Origin of the sequence: Streptomyces sp. NBC_00466, from assembly GCF_041433995.1 — a bacterium.
Lineage (GTDB): Bacteria > Actinomycetota > Actinomycetes > Streptomycetales > Streptomycetaceae > Streptomyces.
In genome coordinates, this window is the sequence record NZ_CP107896.1 from 260,886 (window position 1) to 279,280 (window position 18,395).

Below are 18,395 nucleotides of genomic sequence, written 5' to 3' on the forward strand. Positions count from 1 at the left end.
ACGACTGAACCGCTGCCGGTGCCGGGTCCCGCGAGCCGGGGCCGGGCACCGGAGCGGACGCTGTCGGACCAGGAACGTCGGAAGCGCGGCGGGCGCCGGGCTCAGGCCGTGGCGTCGGGCCCGGCGCCGTCCGCTACGGGGACCGCTGCCCCGAGCGGGACCTGGGGGCCCTGGCACTCGGTCAGCCAGCGCCGCAGGACGCCGTGCACCTGCTCGGCGCCGACCAGTTGCTGCCCCTCGCCCACCGGCGGCGAGAGATCGAGCGGCGCCAGCAGGAAGGGCGCCGACTGCTCGCCGCCGAGGCCCCCGTGCGAGCCGATCTGCCCCTCGAAGGCGTGCACGGCGCCGGTCTCCGGGTCGTACATCGAATTGACCATGACATCGGCGACATGCGGGAACGCGTCGGTCCTGCGAACGGCGTCGGCCGCACCGGGCCCGAAGCCCCGGAGCGGCCCCTCGCCGTCGGCCAGCAGGGCGACGGGCACCTCGGCGCCGCCCGGCCCGAGCACCACCGAGCCGTGCTCCTCGCTCGCCAGGAGCAGGAACCCGATCCCCGGGTGGTTGGCCAGGGTGGGCAGCAGCGCCGGGTGGCGGCGGTCAAGCTGCTCGCGCGTCATCCGGCCGGGCGCGCCGGGGAAGGAGATCAGCCCGAGGTTCCCGGAGGCCAGCACGACCGGGTCGGAGCCGGGGTCCGGCGGGGTCTCGTCGCCGGCCGGCACCGGCCGGTGCAGCACCACGCGGACCGCGGCCCTCGCCTCCGAGCCGCTCATCGTCCGCTGCGCCCGGCGCGGGACCGGCAGCCCGCAGCCCGCCCGCACCAGGTCCCTGAGCGTCAGCCCGTACGCGCCCTCGAAGGTCTGCCCGGGGCTCTGCCCGTGGTCGGAGAGCAGCACGATGCGGTACGGGCGCGGTGCGTGGTTCTCGGCCTTCGCGATCAGCGCCAGCGACCGGTCGAGCCGGGCGAGCACCTTCGCCGCGTCCCTGCTGTGCGGCCCGCTGTGGTGCGCCACCTCGTCGTACGCCACCAGGTCGGCGTAGACCGCGGTCCGCCCGGCGAACATGTCACCTATCACCGCGGACACCACCACGTCCCGCTCCACCACGGTCGCGAAGGCCCTGATGAACGGGTAGAGGCCGCCGCGCTTGAGCCGCGGCTCCTCCTTCCGGGCGCGGGCCCGCGTCGACTCACCGATCTCGCGGCCGACCTCGGCGAAGAACGAGAGCGCGGTACGGACGGCGTTCGCCGGGTCGGAGAAGTACGCGAAGTAGCCGGCCCGGGAGCGGTGGTCGCGGTCCCGCCGTGCGGCGACCGAGAGCACCAGGGCCAGTTCGTCGGCTCCGCCGCTGAAGAGGTTGCCGCGGCTGGCGCCGTCCATGCTGAGCAGCCCGGCGTCGCCGGTGCGCGCGGCCGCCCGGCGCTGGAGCTCCGCCGCGCTGGCCGGCCGGTTACAGACCATCACGCCGCCGGTCTCCTTCTCGTACCAGCGGAAGGCGGGGATGTCGTGGTTGGAGCCGTGCAGGATGCCCAGCTGGCTGGCGCCGGTCTGGCTGGACCAGTCGGTGCGCCAGGCGTCGAGCCGGTGGGTCGAGCCGATCCATCCGGCGACGGTGGGCATCAGCCCGTCGTGGACCGCGCGCAGCAGTGCCGCGTGGCCCACCCCGTCGAGCTGGAGGAAGACCGTGCCGTGCGGTCCGCCCCGCCCGGTGTCCTCGCCGCGTCTGCGCCGTCTGCGGGAGGCGAGGCGCGAGAGCCTGCGGCGGTACGCCTCGTCGTCGCGCACCGCGAGAGCGGTGGAGGTGGCGGAGGCGACGGCGGACATCACGGCGGCGACCACCACCGCCGTCTCGGGGTTGGACGTTCCGCGGCCGTTCGGGATCAGGTCCAGGGCCACCAGCAGGAGCGAGCCGTTGAGGAAGAAGACCAGCAGGCCGAGGACGAGGGCCGGGACCAGCAGCAGCGCGCGCACCACCAGGGGCCACACCAGCGCGCTGAGCAGACCGAAGGCGGCGGCGCCCCAGCCGGCGGTGATCGCCACCGTGGTGGCGCTGTCGCCGTTGGCGGACTCCAGCCGGAAGTCCGGCAGGATCCCGGCGAGCGCCAGCATGGTCAGTGTGGACACGGCCCACACCACGATCACCCGGAACAGAGCGCTGCCCGCCCTGCGCCATCGCCCTGCGGCCACGCCTCTTCCACCTCACGTCCTGCGGGACCCCGGGTGGGCCCGTCGGCCAGCTTTTCACAGGAACCGACGGCGGCCCGGCGACGGCCGCGGCCACCGGGCGGCAGGGGCGGCGGTCCGGTCCCACCGCCGTGACGCGTGTCACGGCTGGGACGACGGTGCGAATGTCGGGGCGGGGACATCAGGGTGGGGGCGTGAGGGCCGGGACATCACGGCGGGGACGAGTACCCGCAGGAGTGGCAGATCTTCCAGCCGTCCTGCGTGACGGCGAGGACACCTCCGCAGCGCGGACACTGCACCGAGTACAGGGTCACGGAGCCTCCTCCCGTTTTGCCTGATCGCTACCCACCATGGGCCGGGACAGACGTGACACGCTGTCCCGGGAACGGGGCGCATAGAGTCGCGTGGAACCGGACGCGACCCGATACGAGCCGACGCGTATGGACGCATACCGACGCGTACCGCCGCGACCAGAGGTGAGGAGGCAGCAGGTGCCGGTCGATGTGACCTGGTGGGGACATGCCACCTGCACGGTCGAGGACTCCGGGGTCCGGGTGCTGACCGACCCGCTGTTCACGCACAGGCTCGCCCATCTCCGCCGCCGCCGCGGCGCGGTGCCGCCGCCCAGAGCCGCGGCCGCCCGGGCCGTCCTCGTCTCGCATCTGCACGCCGACCATCTGCATCTGCCGTCGCTGGCCCGCCTCGCGCCGGGCACCACGCTGATCGTGCCGCGCGGCGCGGTCCGTGCCGTGCCGGGGCTGCGGCGGCTCGGCCTGGACATCACCGAGGTCCGGGCGGGCGACGAGGTCCGGGTCGCCGATCTGGTCGTCCGTGCGGTGCCCGCACGCCACGACGGCCGCCGGATGCCCTTCGGCCCGCAGCGCGCGCCCGCGCTCGGCTTCGTCGTCAGCGGTGAGGCGCGGACCTACTTCGCCGGGGACACCGGCCTGTTCGACGCGATGGCCGAGTCCGTGGGCGACATCGACGTGGCGCTGCTTCCGGTCGGCGGCTGGGGCCCGTTCCTCGGGCAGGAGCACCTGGACGCCCGGCGGGCCGCCGAGGCGCTGGCCGTCCTGCGGCCGCGCTCCGCCGTCCCGGTGCACTACGGCACGTACTGGCCGGTCGGGATGGACGCTGTGCGTCCGCACGAATTCCACACGCCGGGCGACGAGTTCGTACGGCAGGCTGCGCTGCTGGCGCCCGAGGTCTCCGTGTACCGGCTCACTCACGGTGAACTGGTGCGGCCGGAGGTGGCCCGGTGATATCCGCACTGGTGAGCCAGGTCCCCCCCGAGTCCACTCAGCAGGCCGTGGGCTATCCGTCGCTGTTCCTGCTGGTGGCCCTGGGGTCCCTGGTGCCGGTGGTGCCCACGGGCGCGCTGGTGAGTTCCGCGGCCGTGGTCGCCCTCCACCAGACCGATCCACTGGCACTGCTCCTCGTGTTCGCGGTCGCCTCGTCCGCCGCTTTCCTCGGGGACATGGCGCTGTACTGGCTCGGCCGGCGCGGTGTGCACTCCAAGAACGGCTCGCGCTGGCTGGAGGCGCTGCGCAACCGGGTCCCGCAGGCGCGTCTGACGAAGGCGCAGGACCAGCTCGACAAGCACAGCAATTCGGTGCTCGTGCTCTCCCGGCTGGTCCCGGCCGGGAGGATTCCGGTGATGCTTGCCTGTCTGCTGGGCGAGATGCCGCTGCGCAGGTTCGCCCGCGGCGACATTCCGGCCTGTCTCGCCTGGGCCGCCGCGTACCAGCTCATCGGCATACTCGGCGGCTCGCTCTTCGACGAGCCCTGGAAGGGTGTGGTCGTGGCGGTCGCACTCACCCTGCTGGTGAGCGGGGCGCCCGCCGCGTGGCGCAGGCTCAGGACGCGCACCGGTTCGCCCGCGCCCCGCTGAGCACTCCCCCAACTTCCCGGCCACCTGGCCCCGTTCGCACTGCCCCACCCCTACCCGTAGTACTCAGGAGTGACGCGGGAGGTTCGCTCCGCAGCGGGACGCCGACCAGGCGGGGTGATCCATAACTTCTGTACCGGAAGCACGAAGCCATCCGGTACGGAAGGACCATCCATGGCGTCCCGCCCGCACAGCACCCGACTGCGCCGCGCCCTGCTCACCGCACTCGTCACCGCTTCGGTGGCCGTGCCGGTGTCGGGTGCGGCCCGCCCGGCGGCCGTCCCCGCACCCGCGCCGACGGCCCTGGCCCCCCTGCGGACCGTCGCACCGGCGGCCCTCGCCGTGCGGTACGCCACGACCCGCGCCGACATCAGGGCTGCGGCGCGCACCGCCCTGGCCGACGGCGACACCAAGCGCGCCCGTTCGCTCCGTGTCATGGCACGGCCGGGGCGCCACTTCCTCAGCTTCGACGGGCGCGACGGCGGGCGCACCGCCGAGGTCTTCGGCGACCTGTCGCGGGCCCGGCGGATCGCCGTACTGGTCCCGGGTTCCGACACCGGACTCGACCAGTACGGACGGCTGCTGGCCGGTGCGGAGGCGCTGCGGCGGCAGTTGGGCGGCGGGTCGGCCGTCGTGGCCTGGCTCGGGTACGCGACACCGGCCACGGTGAGCCCCACCGTGCTGACCACCGGCCGCGCGGACGACGCGGCACCCGTACTGCGCCGTTTCGTCCGGGAGTTGGGCGGGGCCGCGCCGGCCGCCCGGATCTCGCTGCTCTGCCATTCGTACGGTGCGGTGGTCTGCGGCCGGGCCGCCGCCGGGCTCGACGTCAACGGCATCGTCCTGTACGGCAGCCCCGGCGCCGGACGGGGCAGCGCCGCCGCCCTGCACACCCGGGCCACCGTCTGGGCCGGCCGGGGCGGCGACGACTGGATCGCCGACGTGCCCCACGTACGGATCCCGCTGCCGTTCGTCACCGTCGGTCTTGGCGCCGATCCGGTCGCGGCCGGTTTCGGTGCCCGGGTGTTCGACGCGGGCGACGGCGGCCACAGCGACTATCTGAAGCCCGGTTCGCTGTCGCTGGCGAACCTCGCCCGGATCGTCTCCGGGCAGACCCCTTCCGGGGTGGTCCGCCATGCGTGACCTCGTCCGGCGGATCGAGTCCGCGACCCCGCCCGGCCGCGACCGGGCCGTCGACGCGCTGCGCGCCCTCGCGATCCTCGGTGTGGTGCTCGGCCACTGGCTGGTGACGGCCCTGGTCACCGACAGCGGCACGGTGCACGGCGCGAGCCCGCTGCAGCACATGCCCGAACTCACGCCGGTCTCCTGGCTGTTGCAGACCCTGGCGGTCTTCTTCCTGGTGGGCGGCCAGGTGGGTGCGGTGAGTTACGCGACGGCCCGGGGCCGGGGCGTCAGCTACCGGCAGTGGCTGGGGGCCCGGCTGGTGCGGCTGGGCCGGCCGGTCGCCGCGGTGCTGGCGGTGTGGACCGTGGCGGCGGCTGTGATGCTCGTGTCGGGCGTCGGCCCGGAGACCGTGCACGCCCTGCTCAAACTGGTGCTGTCGCCGCTCTGGTTCCTGCTGGTCTTCGCGGGGCTCACGGCGGCGACCCCGCTGGTCACCCGGTTGCACCCGCTGTGGCCGATCGCCGTCGTGCTGCACGTCGACCTGATCCGCTTCGGTCTCGGCGGGCCCTCCTGGCTCGGCTGGATCAATGTGGCGGCGGGCTGGCTCGTGCCGTACTGCGTGGGCACGGCCTGGGCGCGCGGCGCGCTCAACGACCGCCGGACGGCCTGGACCCTGCTGCTGGGCGGCGCCGCGGCCACCGCGGCGGTCGTCCTGTGGGCGGGATACCCGGCGTCCATGGTCGGGGTGCCGGGCTCCCGGATATCGAACCTCGATCCGCCCACCCTCGCCGCCGTCACCTTCGGTCTCGCCCAGTGCGGTGCCGCTCTGCTGCTGCTCGGCCCGCTGCGCCGGGTGCTGGCGCGCCCGGCCGCCTGGGCCGCGGTGGCGCTGGTCAACCTCTCCGCGATGACGGTCTTCCTCTGGCACCAGACTGCGATGATGGCCGTCACCGCCGTCGGTATGCTCACCGGCCGGGCACTGCCGGGCCTGCACACCGTCCCCGACGGCTGGGGCTGGGTGCTCGCGCGGGCGGCCTGGCTGCCGGTGTTCGCCGCGGCACTGCTGGTGTGCTGGGCCGCGTTCCACACGTACGAGCAGGGGCGGCGCGGGCACAGCAGGGTCGTGCGGACCGGGGCGCCCGCCCCACGGGGGGAGACACATCATGGCCATGTCTGAGGCGGACCGGGTGACACGGCAGGGGCCGCCCCGGTGGAGCCGGGAGGGGGCGAGGGCAGCCGTGCGCCGTGCGCCGCGCGCCCTGCTGCACGATCTGACGGACCCGGCCGACCCGGTCAGGGAGTGGCCCGGACATACGTCGTGGCGGCCGGTGCTGGTGGTTCCGATGGTCCTGTGCGCGGTGCTGCTCGCCTTGATGCAGGCGAACAGTCTCGCGCCGGACAACGACGGCGCCGTACCCGGGTTCCCGCTGCTGCTGGGCATCGCCCAGGCGGTGGCGCTCGTCGCCGCGATGTTCCGCCCTGTGGCCGCCTGGTGGGCGTCGACGGGCCTGGTCACCACCCTGGCCCTCACCGAGCCGGGGATCGGCGCCACTGTGCCCTACCCGTGGACCGTTCCCGGGATGTTCCTGACCGGCGGGACGCTGTTCCTGCTGGCGCTGCGGGTACGGCCCCGGCGGGCGGGCGGGGCGCTGGTGGTCACCCTGCTCGCCGGAGCCGCCTGCACCGTCATCACCGCACAGCCGCACAACTACGACGTCGACCGCGCGGTCCCCGTCCTGCTCGCCGTCGTGGTGGTCGCCTCCTCGCTGCGCGGCCTGCGGAAGGCCCGCAGGGAGACCGACGCCCAGGCCGAACTCACCGCCGAGGAGCGGACCCTGCGCACCCTCCTGGAGGAGCGCAACCGGATCGCCCGCGAGCTGCACGACGTCGTGGCGCACCACATGTCGGTCATCTCCATCCAGGCCCAGGTCGCCCCGCATCTGGTCGAGAACCCGTCCGACGAGCTGCGCGAGAACCTCGCGGGCATCCGCGAGAACGCCGTGACCGCGCTCACCGAACTGCGCCGCGTCCTGGGGGTGTTGCGCTCCGACGACGCGTCGGACGACAGCCTGCGGCACGCGCCGCAGCCCACCCTGGACCAGCTGGACGCACTGCTCGGCCGGGTGCGCAAGGCCGGACTCACCGTCACCGCTGACACCACCGGGCTCCCGCACGCACTGCCGCCGGGTGTCGGTCTCACGGCGTTCCGTATCGTGCAGGAAGCGCTCAGCAATGTGCTGCGCCACGCGCCCGGAGCAGAGGTACAGGTGGAGATCGCGTACCGTTCGTCCGCCGTCGGCGTACGCGTCACCAACACCGCACCGGCCGGACGGCCCGCACCCGCGACCGCAGGCGCCGGCCACGGGCTGCTGGGGATGCGCGAGCGCGCCGCCATGCTGGGCGGCGACTTCGCCGACGGGCCGACCCCCGGCGGCGGGTACGAGGTGGCGGCGGTACTTCCCCTGGAGGGGCGCTCATGACCATCCGGGTGCTGATCGCCGACGACCAGATGATGGTCCGTCAGGGTTTCACGGTGCTGCTCAACGCGGAGCCGGACATCGAAGTCGTCGGCCAGGCGGTCGACGGGCTCGACGCCATCGCCCGGGTCGCCGAACTCGCCCCGGACGTCGTCCTGATGGACATCCGGATGCCCGAACTCGGCGGTATCGAGGCCACCCGCCGGATCACCGGGCCCGGCGGTGCGGCCGTGCGGGTCCTGGTGCTGACGACCTTCGACCTGGACGAGTACGTGTACGAGGCGCTCCGCGCGGGCGCGGCGGGCTTCCTCCTGAAGGACGCGTCGGCGGACGAACTCGCCCGCGCGGTAAGGGTGGTGGCGGCCGGTGACGCGCTGCTCGCCCCGAACATCACCAAACGCCTCATCGCCGAGTTCTCCCGGGTGACCAGCTCCGCCCGCACCGCGCCGAAGGGCCGGGCCGGCGATCTGACCGAGCGCGAGACCGAGGTCCTCTCCCTCATCGCCCAGGGGCTTTCCAACGCGGAGATCGCCGGGCAGCTGGTGGTGGCGGAGCAGACCGTGAAGACCCATGTGAGCCGGATCCTGGTCAAGCTGGGGCTGCGCGACCGGACCCAGGCCGCGGTCTTCGCGTACGAGACGGGCCTGGTGCGCCCGGCCGGATACTGAAGGGCCGCACGGCCGGAGGCCCGTGGCCGGTCAGTCGGCGGCGGGCACCTCCTGGAGCACCCTGGACCCGCCGACCGGCAGGTCCCAGAGCTCGTCGCGCGGGCGGCCCGCCAGCTCCCAGGCCGCCCGGACCCGGGTGAGCGGTTCGAGCACCGGCTCGGCGGAGAGCAGGAACGCGCCCCAGTGCATCGGCGCCATCCGGCGCGCGCCCAGATCCTCGCAGGCCGCGACCGCCTCCTCCGGGTCGGTGTGCACGGGCCCGAGCATCCAGCGCGGTTCGTACGCCCCGATCGGCAGCAGCGCCAGATCGATGCCCGGATGGCGGTGGCCGATCTCCCCGAACCAGTGCCCGTATCCGGTGTCGCCTGCGAAGTACACCCGCTGCCCCCGCTGGTCGGTGAGGACCCAGCCGCCCCAGAGCGAGCGGCAGGTGTCGGTGAGGGTGCGCTTGGACCAGTGGTGGGCGGGCACGAAGTCGAAGCGGACACCGCCGGTCTCGGCCGACTCCCACCAGTCGAGCTCGGTCACGCGGGTGAACCGGCGGCGCCGGAACCAGCGGGCCAGTCCGGCCGGGACGAAGAGCGGGGTGTCGCGCGGCAGCCGCTTGACCGTGGGGGCGTCCAGATGGTCGTAGTGGTTGTGGCTGATGACCACGGCGTCGATCTTCGGCAGGTCGTCCCAGCGGACCCCGACCGGGGTGACCCGGGCGGGCGTACCGAGGATCCTGCGCGACCAGACCGGGTCGGTGAGGACGGTGAGACCGCCGATGCGCACCACCCAACTCGCGTGGCCCGCCCAGGTGACGGCGATGGTGGTGGCGTCGGCCTCGGGGAGCGGGGCGGGGGCGTACGGCAGCAGCGGGATGTCGCGCAGCCCGTCGGAGCGTGGCCGCACCGCGCGTTCGCGGGCCAGTCTGGCCATCGCCCTGACACCGGGCAGCGGAGCGGTGAGCCGGTCGGCGAAGGACTTCGGCCAGAGTCTGATCTCGCCCGGCGGTCGCAGGAGGCCGGGGGTGCGGGTGCGGGGCCTGGGCCGGGTGTGCGGCCGGAGCTGTGTCTTCCCCGCGGCGGGGACTTGCGGCCCGGGCCGGGGCCGGGACCCGGTCGGGGCTTGCGGCTGCGGCAGTGGCTGTGGTGGCTGCGGCCCGGTGAGGGAGCTCTCGGTCCGTTCCGTCATCGAAGGGCTCCGTCCGGTGGCGGTGAGTCGTTCATCGCAGGTGCTCCAGGGCCGTCGCAAAGGTTCTCAACGCGCGGGCCACATGGGGTAGTTCGAGTGGCTCCGCCGAGTTGAGGGACTCCAGACGCTCCCGGGGGGTTGATCCGACGAGCGGACCCGTCGCGAACCTCACCCGCAGGGCGGCCGGATCGTCGCCGAAGCGGTGGCCCCCTGGCGCCGGTGCGCCGATCCGCTGCCCGAGATAGTCCTCCAGTTCCATCGCGTCGGTGACCCCGAGGGCCGCGAGGCCGGAGCGCAGCGGGTCCAGGTCCGCGTAAAGGTGGCGCCCGGCCTGCGGGGGCCTGGCGAGCGCGCCCGCGGCGAGCACCGCGTGGTGGACCGCGGTGGCCACCCGGGCGTGCAGCCGGTTCGCCCGCGCCGACCGTTCCCGTACGGCCGCGGGTTCACCCAGCGCGCAGGCCGCCGCCGCGGCGACCGGTGCGGACACCGGCGCCCCGATCGCGGTGAGCACGTCCAGCGTTCTGGCGCGCCGGGCGGCCCCGTCCGCGGTGGCGGGGAACCGGGCGACGGCCACCGGCCAGGCCGTCGGGGTCAGCGAACCCGCCAGGTCGGACAGGACGGTCACCTCGGCCGGGCACATCTCGGCCGGGCTGAGCAGCACGGTCTCGCCGGGACGGTGCCTGGTGTCGCGCCAGGTCTCGTCGCTGATGATGTGCAGCCCCTCGGAGAGGGCGGCCTCACAGGCCTGGTGCAGCAGCTCGGGCGGGGCGGCGGTCGCGGTGGGGTCGTCGGCGACGGAGAGCAGCAGCAGCCGGGGGTTGCCGCCCTCGGCACGCACTCTGCGTACGGTCTCCAGGAGCGCGTACGGATCGGGCACCCCGCCGCACTCCGCCGGGGTCGGCACCGGGTACGCGGACCGCCCGACGAGACGTGCCTGCGGTATCCACCAGGCGGGGCACGGGCGGGGCAGCATGAGGTCGCCGCCGTCCGCGGCGAGGAGCGCGAGGAGCAGCGACTGGGCGCCGCCGGCGGCGACCGTGTCGCCCGGTGCGCAGCCGAGTCCGCGGCGGGTCCAGTATCCGGCGGCCGCCGCCCGCAGCACGGGCCCGCCGCCGGGCGGCTCGGGGTCGGTGCGGAAGGCGGCGCCGGTGAGTGCGGCGGCCAGTTCGGGGAGCACCGGCAGTCCGGGTCCGGGGGCGGGCGGCCCGTAGCGGACCGGGCCGCGGCTCTCCGGAACCGTCCGCTGCATTCCCGCACCTCCGCTGTCGCCGGCCCCCAGAGACCTTTATACGTAGATTTGCCCGACCGGGCGACCGTGGGAACCGGGCCTCTCCGGGCGGGGTCCGCGCCCGCTGTCGGGGCTTCCGGCGCTCAGGTCCGGCCGGTGGCGCCCGCGACGTGTGACGACGCGCCGGGACCGGCGGAGGCATCTACCGGGCCGGACGGGGTACGACGATCGGTCAGCAGAGCCGCCGCACGGGGCCGTCCGCCGCACGGGCAGCCGTCCGGGGCGCGTAAACGATCACTGAGAGGGTTGGTCTCCATGGCATCCGCCGTCCCCCACAGCGGCCCGGTCCGCTTCGAACGGCTCACGGGCTGGCTCGGCGCCCGGGACCAGGCCCTGTTCCGGTCCGCGGCCGTCCGGCACTGGCCGGCCGCGGCGCCGGTGCTGCCCCGGCTGAGCCGCAGCGCCAACCATGGCCTGCTCTGGTTCGGCGCCGCCGCCGGGATCGCCGCGGTGGGCCGCTCGACCCGGGCGCGGAGGGCCGCGCTGCGCGGGGTGACCTCGCTGGCCGTGGCCTCGGCCGTCGTCAACACGGTGGCCAAGCGGTCGGTCCGCAGATCGAGACCGATACTGGACGCCGTACCGGTGATGAGACAGCTCAAGCGGCAGCCGCTCACCACGTCCTTCCCCTCCGGGCACGCGGCCTCGGCCGCCGCCTTCGCCACGGGCGTCGCACTGGAGTCGAAGGGCTGGGGCGCGGTCGTCGCGCCGCTCGCCGTCAGCGTCGTCGCGTCCCGCGTCTACACCGGGGTGCACTACCCGAGCGACGTGGTGATCGGGGCGGCGCTCGGGGTGGGTGCCGCCTTCGCGGTGCGGGGGCTCGTACCGACCCGCGACCAGCTGCCCGCCCCCGGCCGCCCGCACACCGAGGCACCGGTCCTGCCCGGTGGCGAGGATCTCGTCGTGGTGGTCAACAGGGCATCGGGTTCGGCCGCGGCCAAGTCGGCCCTCGTCAGGGACGCGCTGCCGCTCGCCGAGGTGGTGGAGTGCGATCCGGGCGAGCTGGTGGCCACCCTGGAGAAGGCCGCGCGGAACTGCCGGGCCCTGGGCATCTGCGGCGGGGACGGCACGGTCAACAGGGCGGCCGTGGTTGCGGCCCGGCACGGTGTGCCGCTGGCCGTCTTCCCCGGCGGCACCCTGAACCACTTCGCGTACGACGTCGGGATCGAGGAGGTCCACGACACCTGCCGGGCGCTGGCATCCGGCGACGCGGTCAAGGTCGACCTGGGCCGCTTCACACCGGGGCCGGACGGGCCCGGTGGCGGGCCGGGGCACTTCCTCAACACCTTCAGCCTGGGCTCCTATCCGGAGCTGGTGCGGATCAGGGAGCACTGGTCCCCGAAGATCGGCGGCTGGCCCGCCGGGGTGCTGGCGGCGGCGCGGGTGCTCAGCTCGCAGCGGCCGCTCCGGGCCGAGTTCCAGGGCGAACAGCGGACCCTGTGGATGCTGTTCGCGGGCAACGGCATGTACCAGCAGATGGGGCCGACCCCCGGCCGGCGTTTCGATCTGGCGGACGGGCTGCTGGATGTCCGGGTGGTGCACGGCGGCCGGCTGCCCGGGCTGCGGCTGCTGGCGGCGGCGCTCGCGGGGCCGCTGTCCCGCTCCCCCGTGCACGCGGCGCAGCGGCTGCGCCGGGTCCGGGTCGCCGGACTGGCGCCCGGCACGCCGCTCGCCTTCGACGGGGAGATCACGGAGGCACCGCCCACGCTGTGGATCGACAAGGACGACGAGGCGCTCACGGTGTACCGTCCACTGCCGCTGTAGCGGCGTCCGTCACATCGGGACAGACCTGGCCGGCCTCCGGCCAGGTCTTCTCGATGCCCCACCGGCGGAGCCCCGCTCAGGCAGCCCGGCCCGCAGGCAGCCCCGCTCAGGCAGCAGAGCCCGGGCGGATCACCGCCCTCTCCACCAGCAGCCGGGCGGCCGCCGCGATGCTCCGCGCGTCGATGCCGGCCGCGGCCAGCTGCTCCTGCGGGGTGGCCGACCCCGGCATGTTGCCGACCGCGAGCCGGACCAGCCGGGGCACCGGCCTGCCGTCGGTGAACGCCTCGGCGACCGCGTCCCCCAGACCGCCCTCGGGGTGGTGGTCCTCCACCGTGACCAGGCAGCCCGTCTGGTCCGCCGCGGTCCGCAGGGTCCCCGCGTCCACGGGCTTGACCGAGTAGAGGTCGATCACCCGCACGGCGATGCCCTCCTGCGCCAGGATGTCGGCCGCCGCCAGGCACTCGTGGAGGGTCTGGCCCGCGCCGACCAGGGTCAGTTCGTCGTTCGCGCCGGAGCGCAGGACCTTGCTGCCGCCGACCGGGAACTCCTCGTCGGGCCCGTAGATGACCGGGGTCTCCCCGCGGTTCGTGCGCAGATAGCGGATGCCGTGCGCGTCCGCCATCTCCGCCACCAGCCGGGCCGCCTGGTTGGCGTCGCTCGGATACAGAACCGTGCTGCCGTGGATCGACCGGAACATCGCCAGGTCCTCGAGCCCCATCTGGGACGGGCCGTCCTGGCCGATCGCCGTACCGACGTGCGAGCCGACGACGTTGATGTCGGCGGCGCCGACCGCCGCCATCCGGAAGAAGTCGTGCGCCCGGGTGAGGAACGAGGCGAAGCTGCACGCGAACGGAACATAGCCGCACGCCTGCATACCGACCGCGCCCGCCGCCAGCTGCTGTTCCGCGATATAGCACTCGAAGTACCGCTCGGGGTGCTTCTTCGAGAAGAACTCGGCGCGGGTCGAGTCGCCGACCTCCCCGTCCAGTACGACCACTTCGCCGCGAGCCGTGCCGAGGGCGGTGACCGCTTCGCCGAACGCGTTGCGCGTCGCGACCTCGTCGCCCTTCTCGTAGCGCGGCAGCACGAGCTCCCCGCTGCCGGTGATCCGCTGTGGCTCTACATCGGCGGGCTTGTGCACGTCGACCCGGATGGACCGCCGGCCGCCCAGCTCCTCGACGGCAGCGGCGGCGTCGGGCAGCGGTTTGCCGTGCATGCCCTCGCGGTCCTCGACGGAGGCCACCCCGCGTCCCTTGCGGGTGCCCGCGATGATCGCCGTGGGCTTGTCCGTGACGGCGAGCACCTCCTCGTACGCGGCGTCGACTGCGGCGATGTCGTGCCCGTCGACCTCGACCGTGTGCCAGCCGAAGGCCCGCAGCCTGCGCCCGTACGCCGCGAGGTCACGGCCGTGCCGGGTGGGTCCGCGCTGTCCGAGCCGGTTGACGTCGACGATCAGGGTCAGCCGGCCGAGGTTCTCGAACCCGGCGTGTTCGGCTGCCTCCCAGACGGAGCCCTCGGCCATCTCGCTGTCCCCGCTCAGCACCCAGACCCGGTAGTCCACCTGGTCCAGGCACTTTCCCGCGAGCGCCATGCCCACGCCGACCGGCAGCCCCTGCCCCAGCGATCCGGTGGCCACGTCCACCCAGGGAATGCGCGGCGTCGGATGGCCTTCGAGCCTGCTGCCCTCCTTGCGGAAGGTGAGCAGTTCCTCGTCGTCAATGGCCCCCGCCGCGCGGTACATCGCGTACAGGAGCGGTGTGGCGTGCCCCTTGGAGAGGACGAAGCGGTCGTTGCCGGGATGGTCAGGCCGGTCGAAGTCGTAGCGCAGATGCCGGGCGAGCAGTACGGCGGCGAGGTCCGCCGCGGACATCGATGAGGTGGGGTGCCCGGAGCCTGCCGCGTCCGCGGCGCGCACCGCGTCCACGCGGAGCTGCTGGGCCAGTTCGAAGAGTTCCGCGTGCTGATACGTGGTCATTGCTGTTCCCTTCCCGCGACCGGACCTTCAGCCGGGCCGGCGGTGCGGTGTCGAGCGGGCCGCCCCATCGGTGGGCGTGCCCGTTGCTCAGCCTGTCCCGGTCGCACAGCACCGCGTACCCGGTGCGCCGCGACGCGCACACGTTTCCCCGGCTTGGCGGCAGAGACACCGCCCCGGCCGGCCCCCGTGAATCGATCGGCGCACCACATCCAGGTACCAGAATGCGGGTATCAATATGCGAGATAGGTATCTCACTATTCGGCAGGAACCTCTACGGTGGTGACACCACTTCGGATGAGTTCGACGTCGAACAGGGAGATCCGCCATGCCGGAAGAGACAGCCGTATACACCCACGGTCACCACGAGTCGGTGCTGCGCTCGCACACCTGGCGGACCGCCGCCAACTCGGCGGCGTATCTGGTGGGCGAGCTCAAGCCCCATATGCGGATCCTGGACATCGGCTGCGGCCCCGGCACCATCACCGCCGACCTGGCGGCCCTGGTCCCGCAGGGCAGCGTCACCGGAGTGGACAGGGCGCCCGGGGTCCTGGAGAAGGCGCGCGCGCTGGCCGCCGAGCGCGGCCTGACCAACACCGGCTTCGCGGTCGCGGACGTCCACGCGCTGGACTACCCGGACGACACCTTCTGCGTGGTCCACGCGCATCAGGTGCTGCAGCACGTGGGCGACCCGGTGCAGGCGCTGCGCGAGATGCGGCGGGTCACCAAACCGGGCGGCATCGTCGCGGTGCGCGACGCCGACTACGGGGCGTTCACCTGGTACCCGGAGTCCCCGGTGATGGACGACTGGCTGGACCTGTACCACCGGGTCACCCACGGCAACGGCGCCGAACCGGACGCCGGGCGGCGGCTGTTCTCCTGGGCGCGGCAGGCGGGCTTCACGGACATCAGGACGACGGCCACCAACTGGGTCTTCGCCACTGAGGAGGAGCGCGCCTGGTGGAGCGGGCTGTGGGCGGACCGTACGACCGAATCGGTCTACGCGCAGCAGGCGGTCGAGGGCGGCCACGCGACGCCGGAGCAGCTGGCGGCGGTCGCGGACGCCTGGCGCGAGTGGGGCGCGCAGGACGACGGGTGGTTCCTGGTACCGCACGGCGAGATCCTCTGCCGGGTCTGAGGCACCCCGGAGGGGGCGGGGCTGCCGGGGTCCGCTCCCGCCGCCCCGGGGCCCGCTCCCGCCGCCCCGGATCTGACGTCAACTAGGCTTCTCCGCATGGAGATCCTGGGAACGACTCTGCGTATCTGCGTCGCCGACCTCGAAGCTTCGGTGTTCTTCTACGAACGCCTGACCGGCGCCAAAGCGCTGCGCTTCGAGCGCGGCGGGGTGTCCGTCGCCGCGGTCGGCTTCTTCCTTCTGATGAGCGGTCCCGAGTCGGAGCTGGAGATTCTGCGCAAGGTGACGGCGACCATCGCGGTACGTGATGTCGACGAGGCCCTCACCACGCTCACCGAGGTCGGCGCACAGGTCATCGCGGGGCCGGTACCGACCCCGGTGGGCCGCAATCTGATCGCGGTCCACCCCGACGGGTCGGTGTTCGAGTACGTCGACAGGAACGGGACCGGGGCCGGGCCCACCGCCTGAGCCGTACGGCCGCCCGGCCCCGGGTCCCCGGGGCCGTCAGCTCCGCGGCCGCATCCGGTACTCGTACGCCTCCGGCAGCGGATCGTCCGTGAGGGCCGACCAGACCTCGTTGAGGATCTCCGCGCCCTCCCGGAGGTCCGCCACCTCGAAGCCCGCTTCGAATACCGCACGCGCCGCCCCCGCATCCCCTTCGGCGAGCAGCAACTGGGCCTCGATCAGCCGGAACCGGCCACGGGCACGGGTCTCCTGGCCCAGCCGGTCCCAGACGCTCCGCGCGTCCGCTGTGCGTCCCACCGCGAGCAGTACGTCGATCGCCTCGCGCCCCAGGGCGGCCGTCACCGCCGTCCAGTCCCGGCCTTCGCGGCGCTCCTCGCAGAGGTCGTCGAAGGCCTCGGCGCAGCGGTCGGCCGCCCTCCCGTCGTGGCCCTCGCACCGGTCGGCGACCGCGAGGCAGCGCAGCAACGGCCAGCGGGACGGAGCCCGTTCAAGACCGCGCTCCCAACTGCGCACCGCCTGGGCCCGGTCGCCGCCGTGCCACTGGGCGATCCCCAGGTGGTACTCCGTCAGCGGCTCGGCGCGCGACGTCTCCAGCATGTCCCGCCAGTGCCTGGAGACCAGCGACGGGCCGGGCGGGGTGACCTCGCGCGGCGCCGGGAAAGCACCCGAACGGCACAGTTCGAGCCAGGGCTGCTGGTCGTCGCCGAGCGCGGACTCGTCGAACGGCGTACCGGGCAGCTTGTACCCGCCGCGCAGCACTTCGAGCGCGCCCCAGCCGGAGCCGGTGGCAAGCATCTCGTGCGGTTCGCGGTCCACGCTGCCGCGCCACGCCTCGTGGGCGGCCTCGACCGCGGCCCTGGGCAGGGCGGCTTCGAGCCGGGCCGCCGCCTCGCCGCGCGCCGCGGCCCAGTCGTCGCCGTGGACGGCCGACGCATCCGCTTCGAGCGGCCCGTACGCCTCCAGCCAGCTGAACTCGGCGCCCGCTTCCAGGCGTACGTGCTCCAGCTGGGTACGGGCGAGACCCGCCTGGATCTCCGCGTAACCCACGGTGCCCGGTTCGGTCAGCCACTGCTGCCAGCGCCGGCCGCCGGTACCCGAACCCCACAGGAAGAGCTTGCGCCCGCGCAGCTGGTCGGTCGATGTCTGGACGAGCCCCCGTCCTTCCTCGTCCAGCGAGGCGATCCACTTCCTTGCCTCGGGCGGGACTTCGTAGAAGTAGTCGGCCGGGTACTCGCTGCGGAGGGGATACGTGCGGTCGGCGCCGTTCCACTCGGGGACCGGGACGCGGCGCAGGCTGCGCTCGTAGCCGAAGTGCCAGGCCTCGTCGGCGGGGGCCAGGACACGGGTCCCCGGGCCCTCGGGCACGGCGATGTTGGACCACCAGTAGGTGGGCACCGGCTGCTCGTGCGGGTTGCGGATCCGGACGCCGACGTAGAGGAAGTCGGAGTCCTCCGGCAGCCAGAGGTCCACCTGGAAGGGCAGGTCGCGCAGCCGCTCCCACTCCCAGAGCCGCAGCATCTCACCGCCGTCGGGCGCGGTCACCAGCGCGGCGTGCAGCGGGGCGCAGCTGAGGGTGGTGTGTCCGGTCGCGCCGATGTTCCACTCGATGCCGCCGGAGAACCAGGCGCCGTTCAGCGCGAAGTCCGCGGGCTGGAGCACGGGGTTGCGGTAGAGCAGCTCCCGGCCGGACGGCTTGTGGAACAGGGATTGGATCCGGCCGCCGAGGCCGGGCAGCACCGTGGCCCGCAGCCGGTCGTTCTCGATCACGATCGTGTCGATGCCGGTGGCCGTGCGGTCCCTGCCGTACCCGTCTAGGACGCGCACGGGCAGCACACTGGTCAGCGGCTCGTACCCGACCTGGCGGGCCATGTCGTGCGGGAGTCCGGCCCGCCCCTCGACGTCCACGGTGTGCATCTCGTCGAGCGGGCGCAGCGCGGGAAGCGGGTTCTCCGGCCCCAACGGGGCAGCGGGCAGCGTCATTACGGCACGTCGCACGGTCGTGGCCAAGGCAACCTCACTCGCTCGTGGGGGCAGCCGTCCGCCCGGCCCCTCCCCTGATGACCATGGAACACCGGCCGGCCAGGTCTGACCAGGGGTTCCCGCAGACCGGTTTATCCGAAAGGCTGCCCGATCCACGCGGCGGGCCGCTCGCAGGAAGCGGACGGCCTCTCTGGGAAATGGGCGGGCCGCTCGAAATAAAATTGGTCGGCGCCGGACGCGGAGCGCCCCGTACCCTTCGCCGGGAACGGTGTACGAACGA

14 protein-coding genes are annotated in these 18,395 nt (G+C 73.8%); 9 read left to right on the forward strand and 5 right to left on the reverse strand.

What is annotated here, in order from left to right; all coding sequences use genetic code 11:
• Positions 1-101: 101 nt before the first annotated feature.
• Positions 102-2,183 (reverse strand): phage holin family protein, encoded by a 2,082-nt coding sequence (locus OG210_RS01165; protein ID WP_371534807.1) that lies wholly within the window; start codon positions 2,181-2,183, stop codon positions 102-104.
• A gap of 488 nt (positions 2,184-2,671) precedes the next feature.
• On the opposite strand from OG210_RS01165, the gene OG210_RS01170 reads away from it, so the two are divergent.
• The 6 genes from OG210_RS01170 to OG210_RS01195 all read left to right on the forward strand — a co-directional run bounded on the left by OG210_RS01170 (position 2,672) and on the right by OG210_RS01195 (position 8,338).
• A complete protein-coding gene (locus OG210_RS01170) occupies positions 2,672-3,442 on the forward strand; it encodes an MBL fold metallo-hydrolase (RefSeq protein ID WP_328333562.1) in 771 nt (256 codons plus the stop codon).
• Positions 3,439-4,071: a DedA family protein gene (locus OG210_RS01175; protein ID WP_328333560.1), complete on the forward strand. Its 633-nt coding sequence runs from the start codon at positions 3,439-3,441 to the stop codon at positions 4,069-4,071. The genes OG210_RS01170 and OG210_RS01175 overlap by 4 nt, the downstream gene beginning before the upstream one ends.
• A 171-nt stretch (positions 4,072-4,242) precedes the next feature.
• A complete protein-coding gene (locus OG210_RS01180; protein WP_328333558.1) occupies positions 4,243-5,211 on the forward strand; it encodes an alpha/beta hydrolase in 969 nt (322 codons plus the stop codon).
• The gene (locus OG210_RS01185; protein ID WP_371534810.1) at positions 5,204-6,370 is read left to right on the forward strand and encodes an acyltransferase; all 1,167 of its coding nucleotides are present in this window, start codon (positions 5,204-5,206) and stop codon (positions 6,368-6,370) included. Before OG210_RS01180 ends, OG210_RS01185 begins: the two co-directional genes overlap by 8 nt.
• Entirely contained in the window at positions 6,363-7,673 is a 1,311-nt protein-coding gene (locus OG210_RS01190; protein WP_371540123.1) for a sensor histidine kinase, read from the forward strand. Before OG210_RS01185 ends, OG210_RS01190 begins: the two co-directional genes overlap by 8 nt.
• Positions 7,670-8,338 (forward strand): response regulator, encoded by a 669-nt coding sequence (locus OG210_RS01195; RefSeq protein WP_371534812.1) that lies wholly within the window; start codon positions 7,670-7,672, stop codon positions 8,336-8,338. The genes OG210_RS01190 and OG210_RS01195 overlap by 4 nt, the downstream gene beginning before the upstream one ends.
• A 30-nt stretch (positions 8,339-8,368) precedes the next feature.
• On the opposite strand, the gene OG210_RS01200 is transcribed toward OG210_RS01195, so the two are convergent.
• On the reverse strand, positions 8,369-9,514 hold the full coding sequence (locus OG210_RS01200; protein ID WP_328333550.1) for an MBL fold metallo-hydrolase: 1,146 nt from the start codon (positions 9,512-9,514) through the stop codon (positions 8,369-8,371).
• A gap of 31 nt (positions 9,515-9,545) precedes the next feature.
• Positions 9,546-10,763, reverse strand: coding sequence for an aminotransferase class I/II-fold pyridoxal phosphate-dependent enzyme (locus OG210_RS01205; RefSeq protein ID WP_328333548.1), 1,218 nt, complete (start codon positions 10,761-10,763; stop codon positions 9,546-9,548).
• Positions 10,764-11,057: 294 nt separating this feature from the next.
• Between OG210_RS01205 and OG210_RS01210 the strand changes: the two genes are divergently transcribed.
• On the forward strand, positions 11,058-12,563 hold the full coding sequence (locus tag OG210_RS01210; RefSeq protein WP_328333546.1) for a phosphatase PAP2 family protein: 1,506 nt from the start codon (positions 11,058-11,060) through the stop codon (positions 12,561-12,563).
• A gap of 106 nt (positions 12,564-12,669) precedes the next feature.
• On the opposite strand, the gene OG210_RS01215 is transcribed toward OG210_RS01210, so the two are convergent.
• Complete coding sequence (locus OG210_RS01215) at positions 12,670-14,538, reverse strand: transketolase (RefSeq protein ID WP_328333544.1); 1,869 nt, start codon at positions 14,536-14,538, stop codon at positions 12,670-12,672.
• A gap of 325 nt (positions 14,539-14,863) precedes the next feature.
• Between OG210_RS01215 and OG210_RS01220 the strand changes: the two genes are divergently transcribed.
• Together OG210_RS01220 and OG210_RS01225 are read left to right on the forward strand one after the other, a co-directional pair.
• Complete coding sequence (locus OG210_RS01220; protein WP_328333542.1) at positions 14,864-15,673, forward strand: methyltransferase domain-containing protein; 810 nt, start codon at positions 14,864-14,866, stop codon at positions 15,671-15,673.
• A 96-nt stretch (positions 15,674-15,769) separates the two neighbouring features.
• Positions 15,770-16,138 carry a VOC family protein gene (locus OG210_RS01225; protein WP_328333540.1) on the forward strand — a complete coding sequence of 123 codons (369 nt, stop codon included), beginning with the start codon at positions 15,770-15,772 and terminating at the stop codon, positions 16,136-16,138.
• A gap of 36 nt (positions 16,139-16,174) precedes the next feature.
• On the opposite strand, the gene OG210_RS01230 is transcribed toward OG210_RS01225, so the two are convergent.
• Positions 16,175-18,115 carry a DUF5107 domain-containing protein gene (locus OG210_RS01230; RefSeq protein ID WP_328333538.1) on the reverse strand — a complete coding sequence of 647 codons (1,941 nt, stop codon included), beginning with the start codon at positions 18,113-18,115 and terminating at the stop codon, positions 16,175-16,177.
• Positions 18,116-18,395: the final 280 nt, after the last annotated feature.

Coding starts and splice junctions, on each gene's coding strand:
- OG210_RS01185 (WP_371534810.1), top strand. CDS start 5,204: ATGCGTGACCTCGTCCGGCGGATCGAGTCCGCGACCCCGCCCGGCCGC.
- OG210_RS01225 (WP_328333540.1), top strand. CDS start 15,770: ATGGAGATCCTGGGAACGACTCTGCGTATCTGCGTCGCCGACCTCGAA.
- OG210_RS01205 (WP_328333548.1), bottom strand. CDS start 10,763: ATGCAGCGGACGGTTCCGGAGAGCCGCGGCCCGGTCCGCTACGGGCCG.
- OG210_RS01210 (WP_328333546.1), top strand. CDS start 11,058: ATGGCATCCGCCGTCCCCCACAGCGGCCCGGTCCGCTTCGAACGGCTC.
- OG210_RS01190 (WP_371540123.1), top strand. CDS start 6,363: ATGTCTGAGGCGGACCGGGTGACACGGCAGGGGCCGCCCCGGTGGAGC.
- OG210_RS01220 (WP_328333542.1), top strand. CDS start 14,864: ATGCCGGAAGAGACAGCCGTATACACCCACGGTCACCACGAGTCGGTG.
- OG210_RS01230 (WP_328333538.1), bottom strand. CDS start 18,115: ATGACGCTGCCCGCTGCCCCGTTGGGGCCGGAGAACCCGCTTCCCGCG.
- OG210_RS01200 (WP_328333550.1), bottom strand. CDS start 9,514: ATGACGGAACGGACCGAGAGCTCCCTCACCGGGCCGCAGCCACCACAG.
- OG210_RS01215 (WP_328333544.1), bottom strand. CDS start 14,538: ATGACCACGTATCAGCACGCGGAACTCTTCGAACTGGCCCAGCAGCTC.
- OG210_RS01195 (WP_371534812.1), top strand. CDS start 7,670: ATGACCATCCGGGTGCTGATCGCCGACGACCAGATGATGGTCCGTCAG.
- OG210_RS01180 (WP_328333558.1), top strand. CDS start 4,243: ATGGCGTCCCGCCCGCACAGCACCCGACTGCGCCGCGCCCTGCTCACC.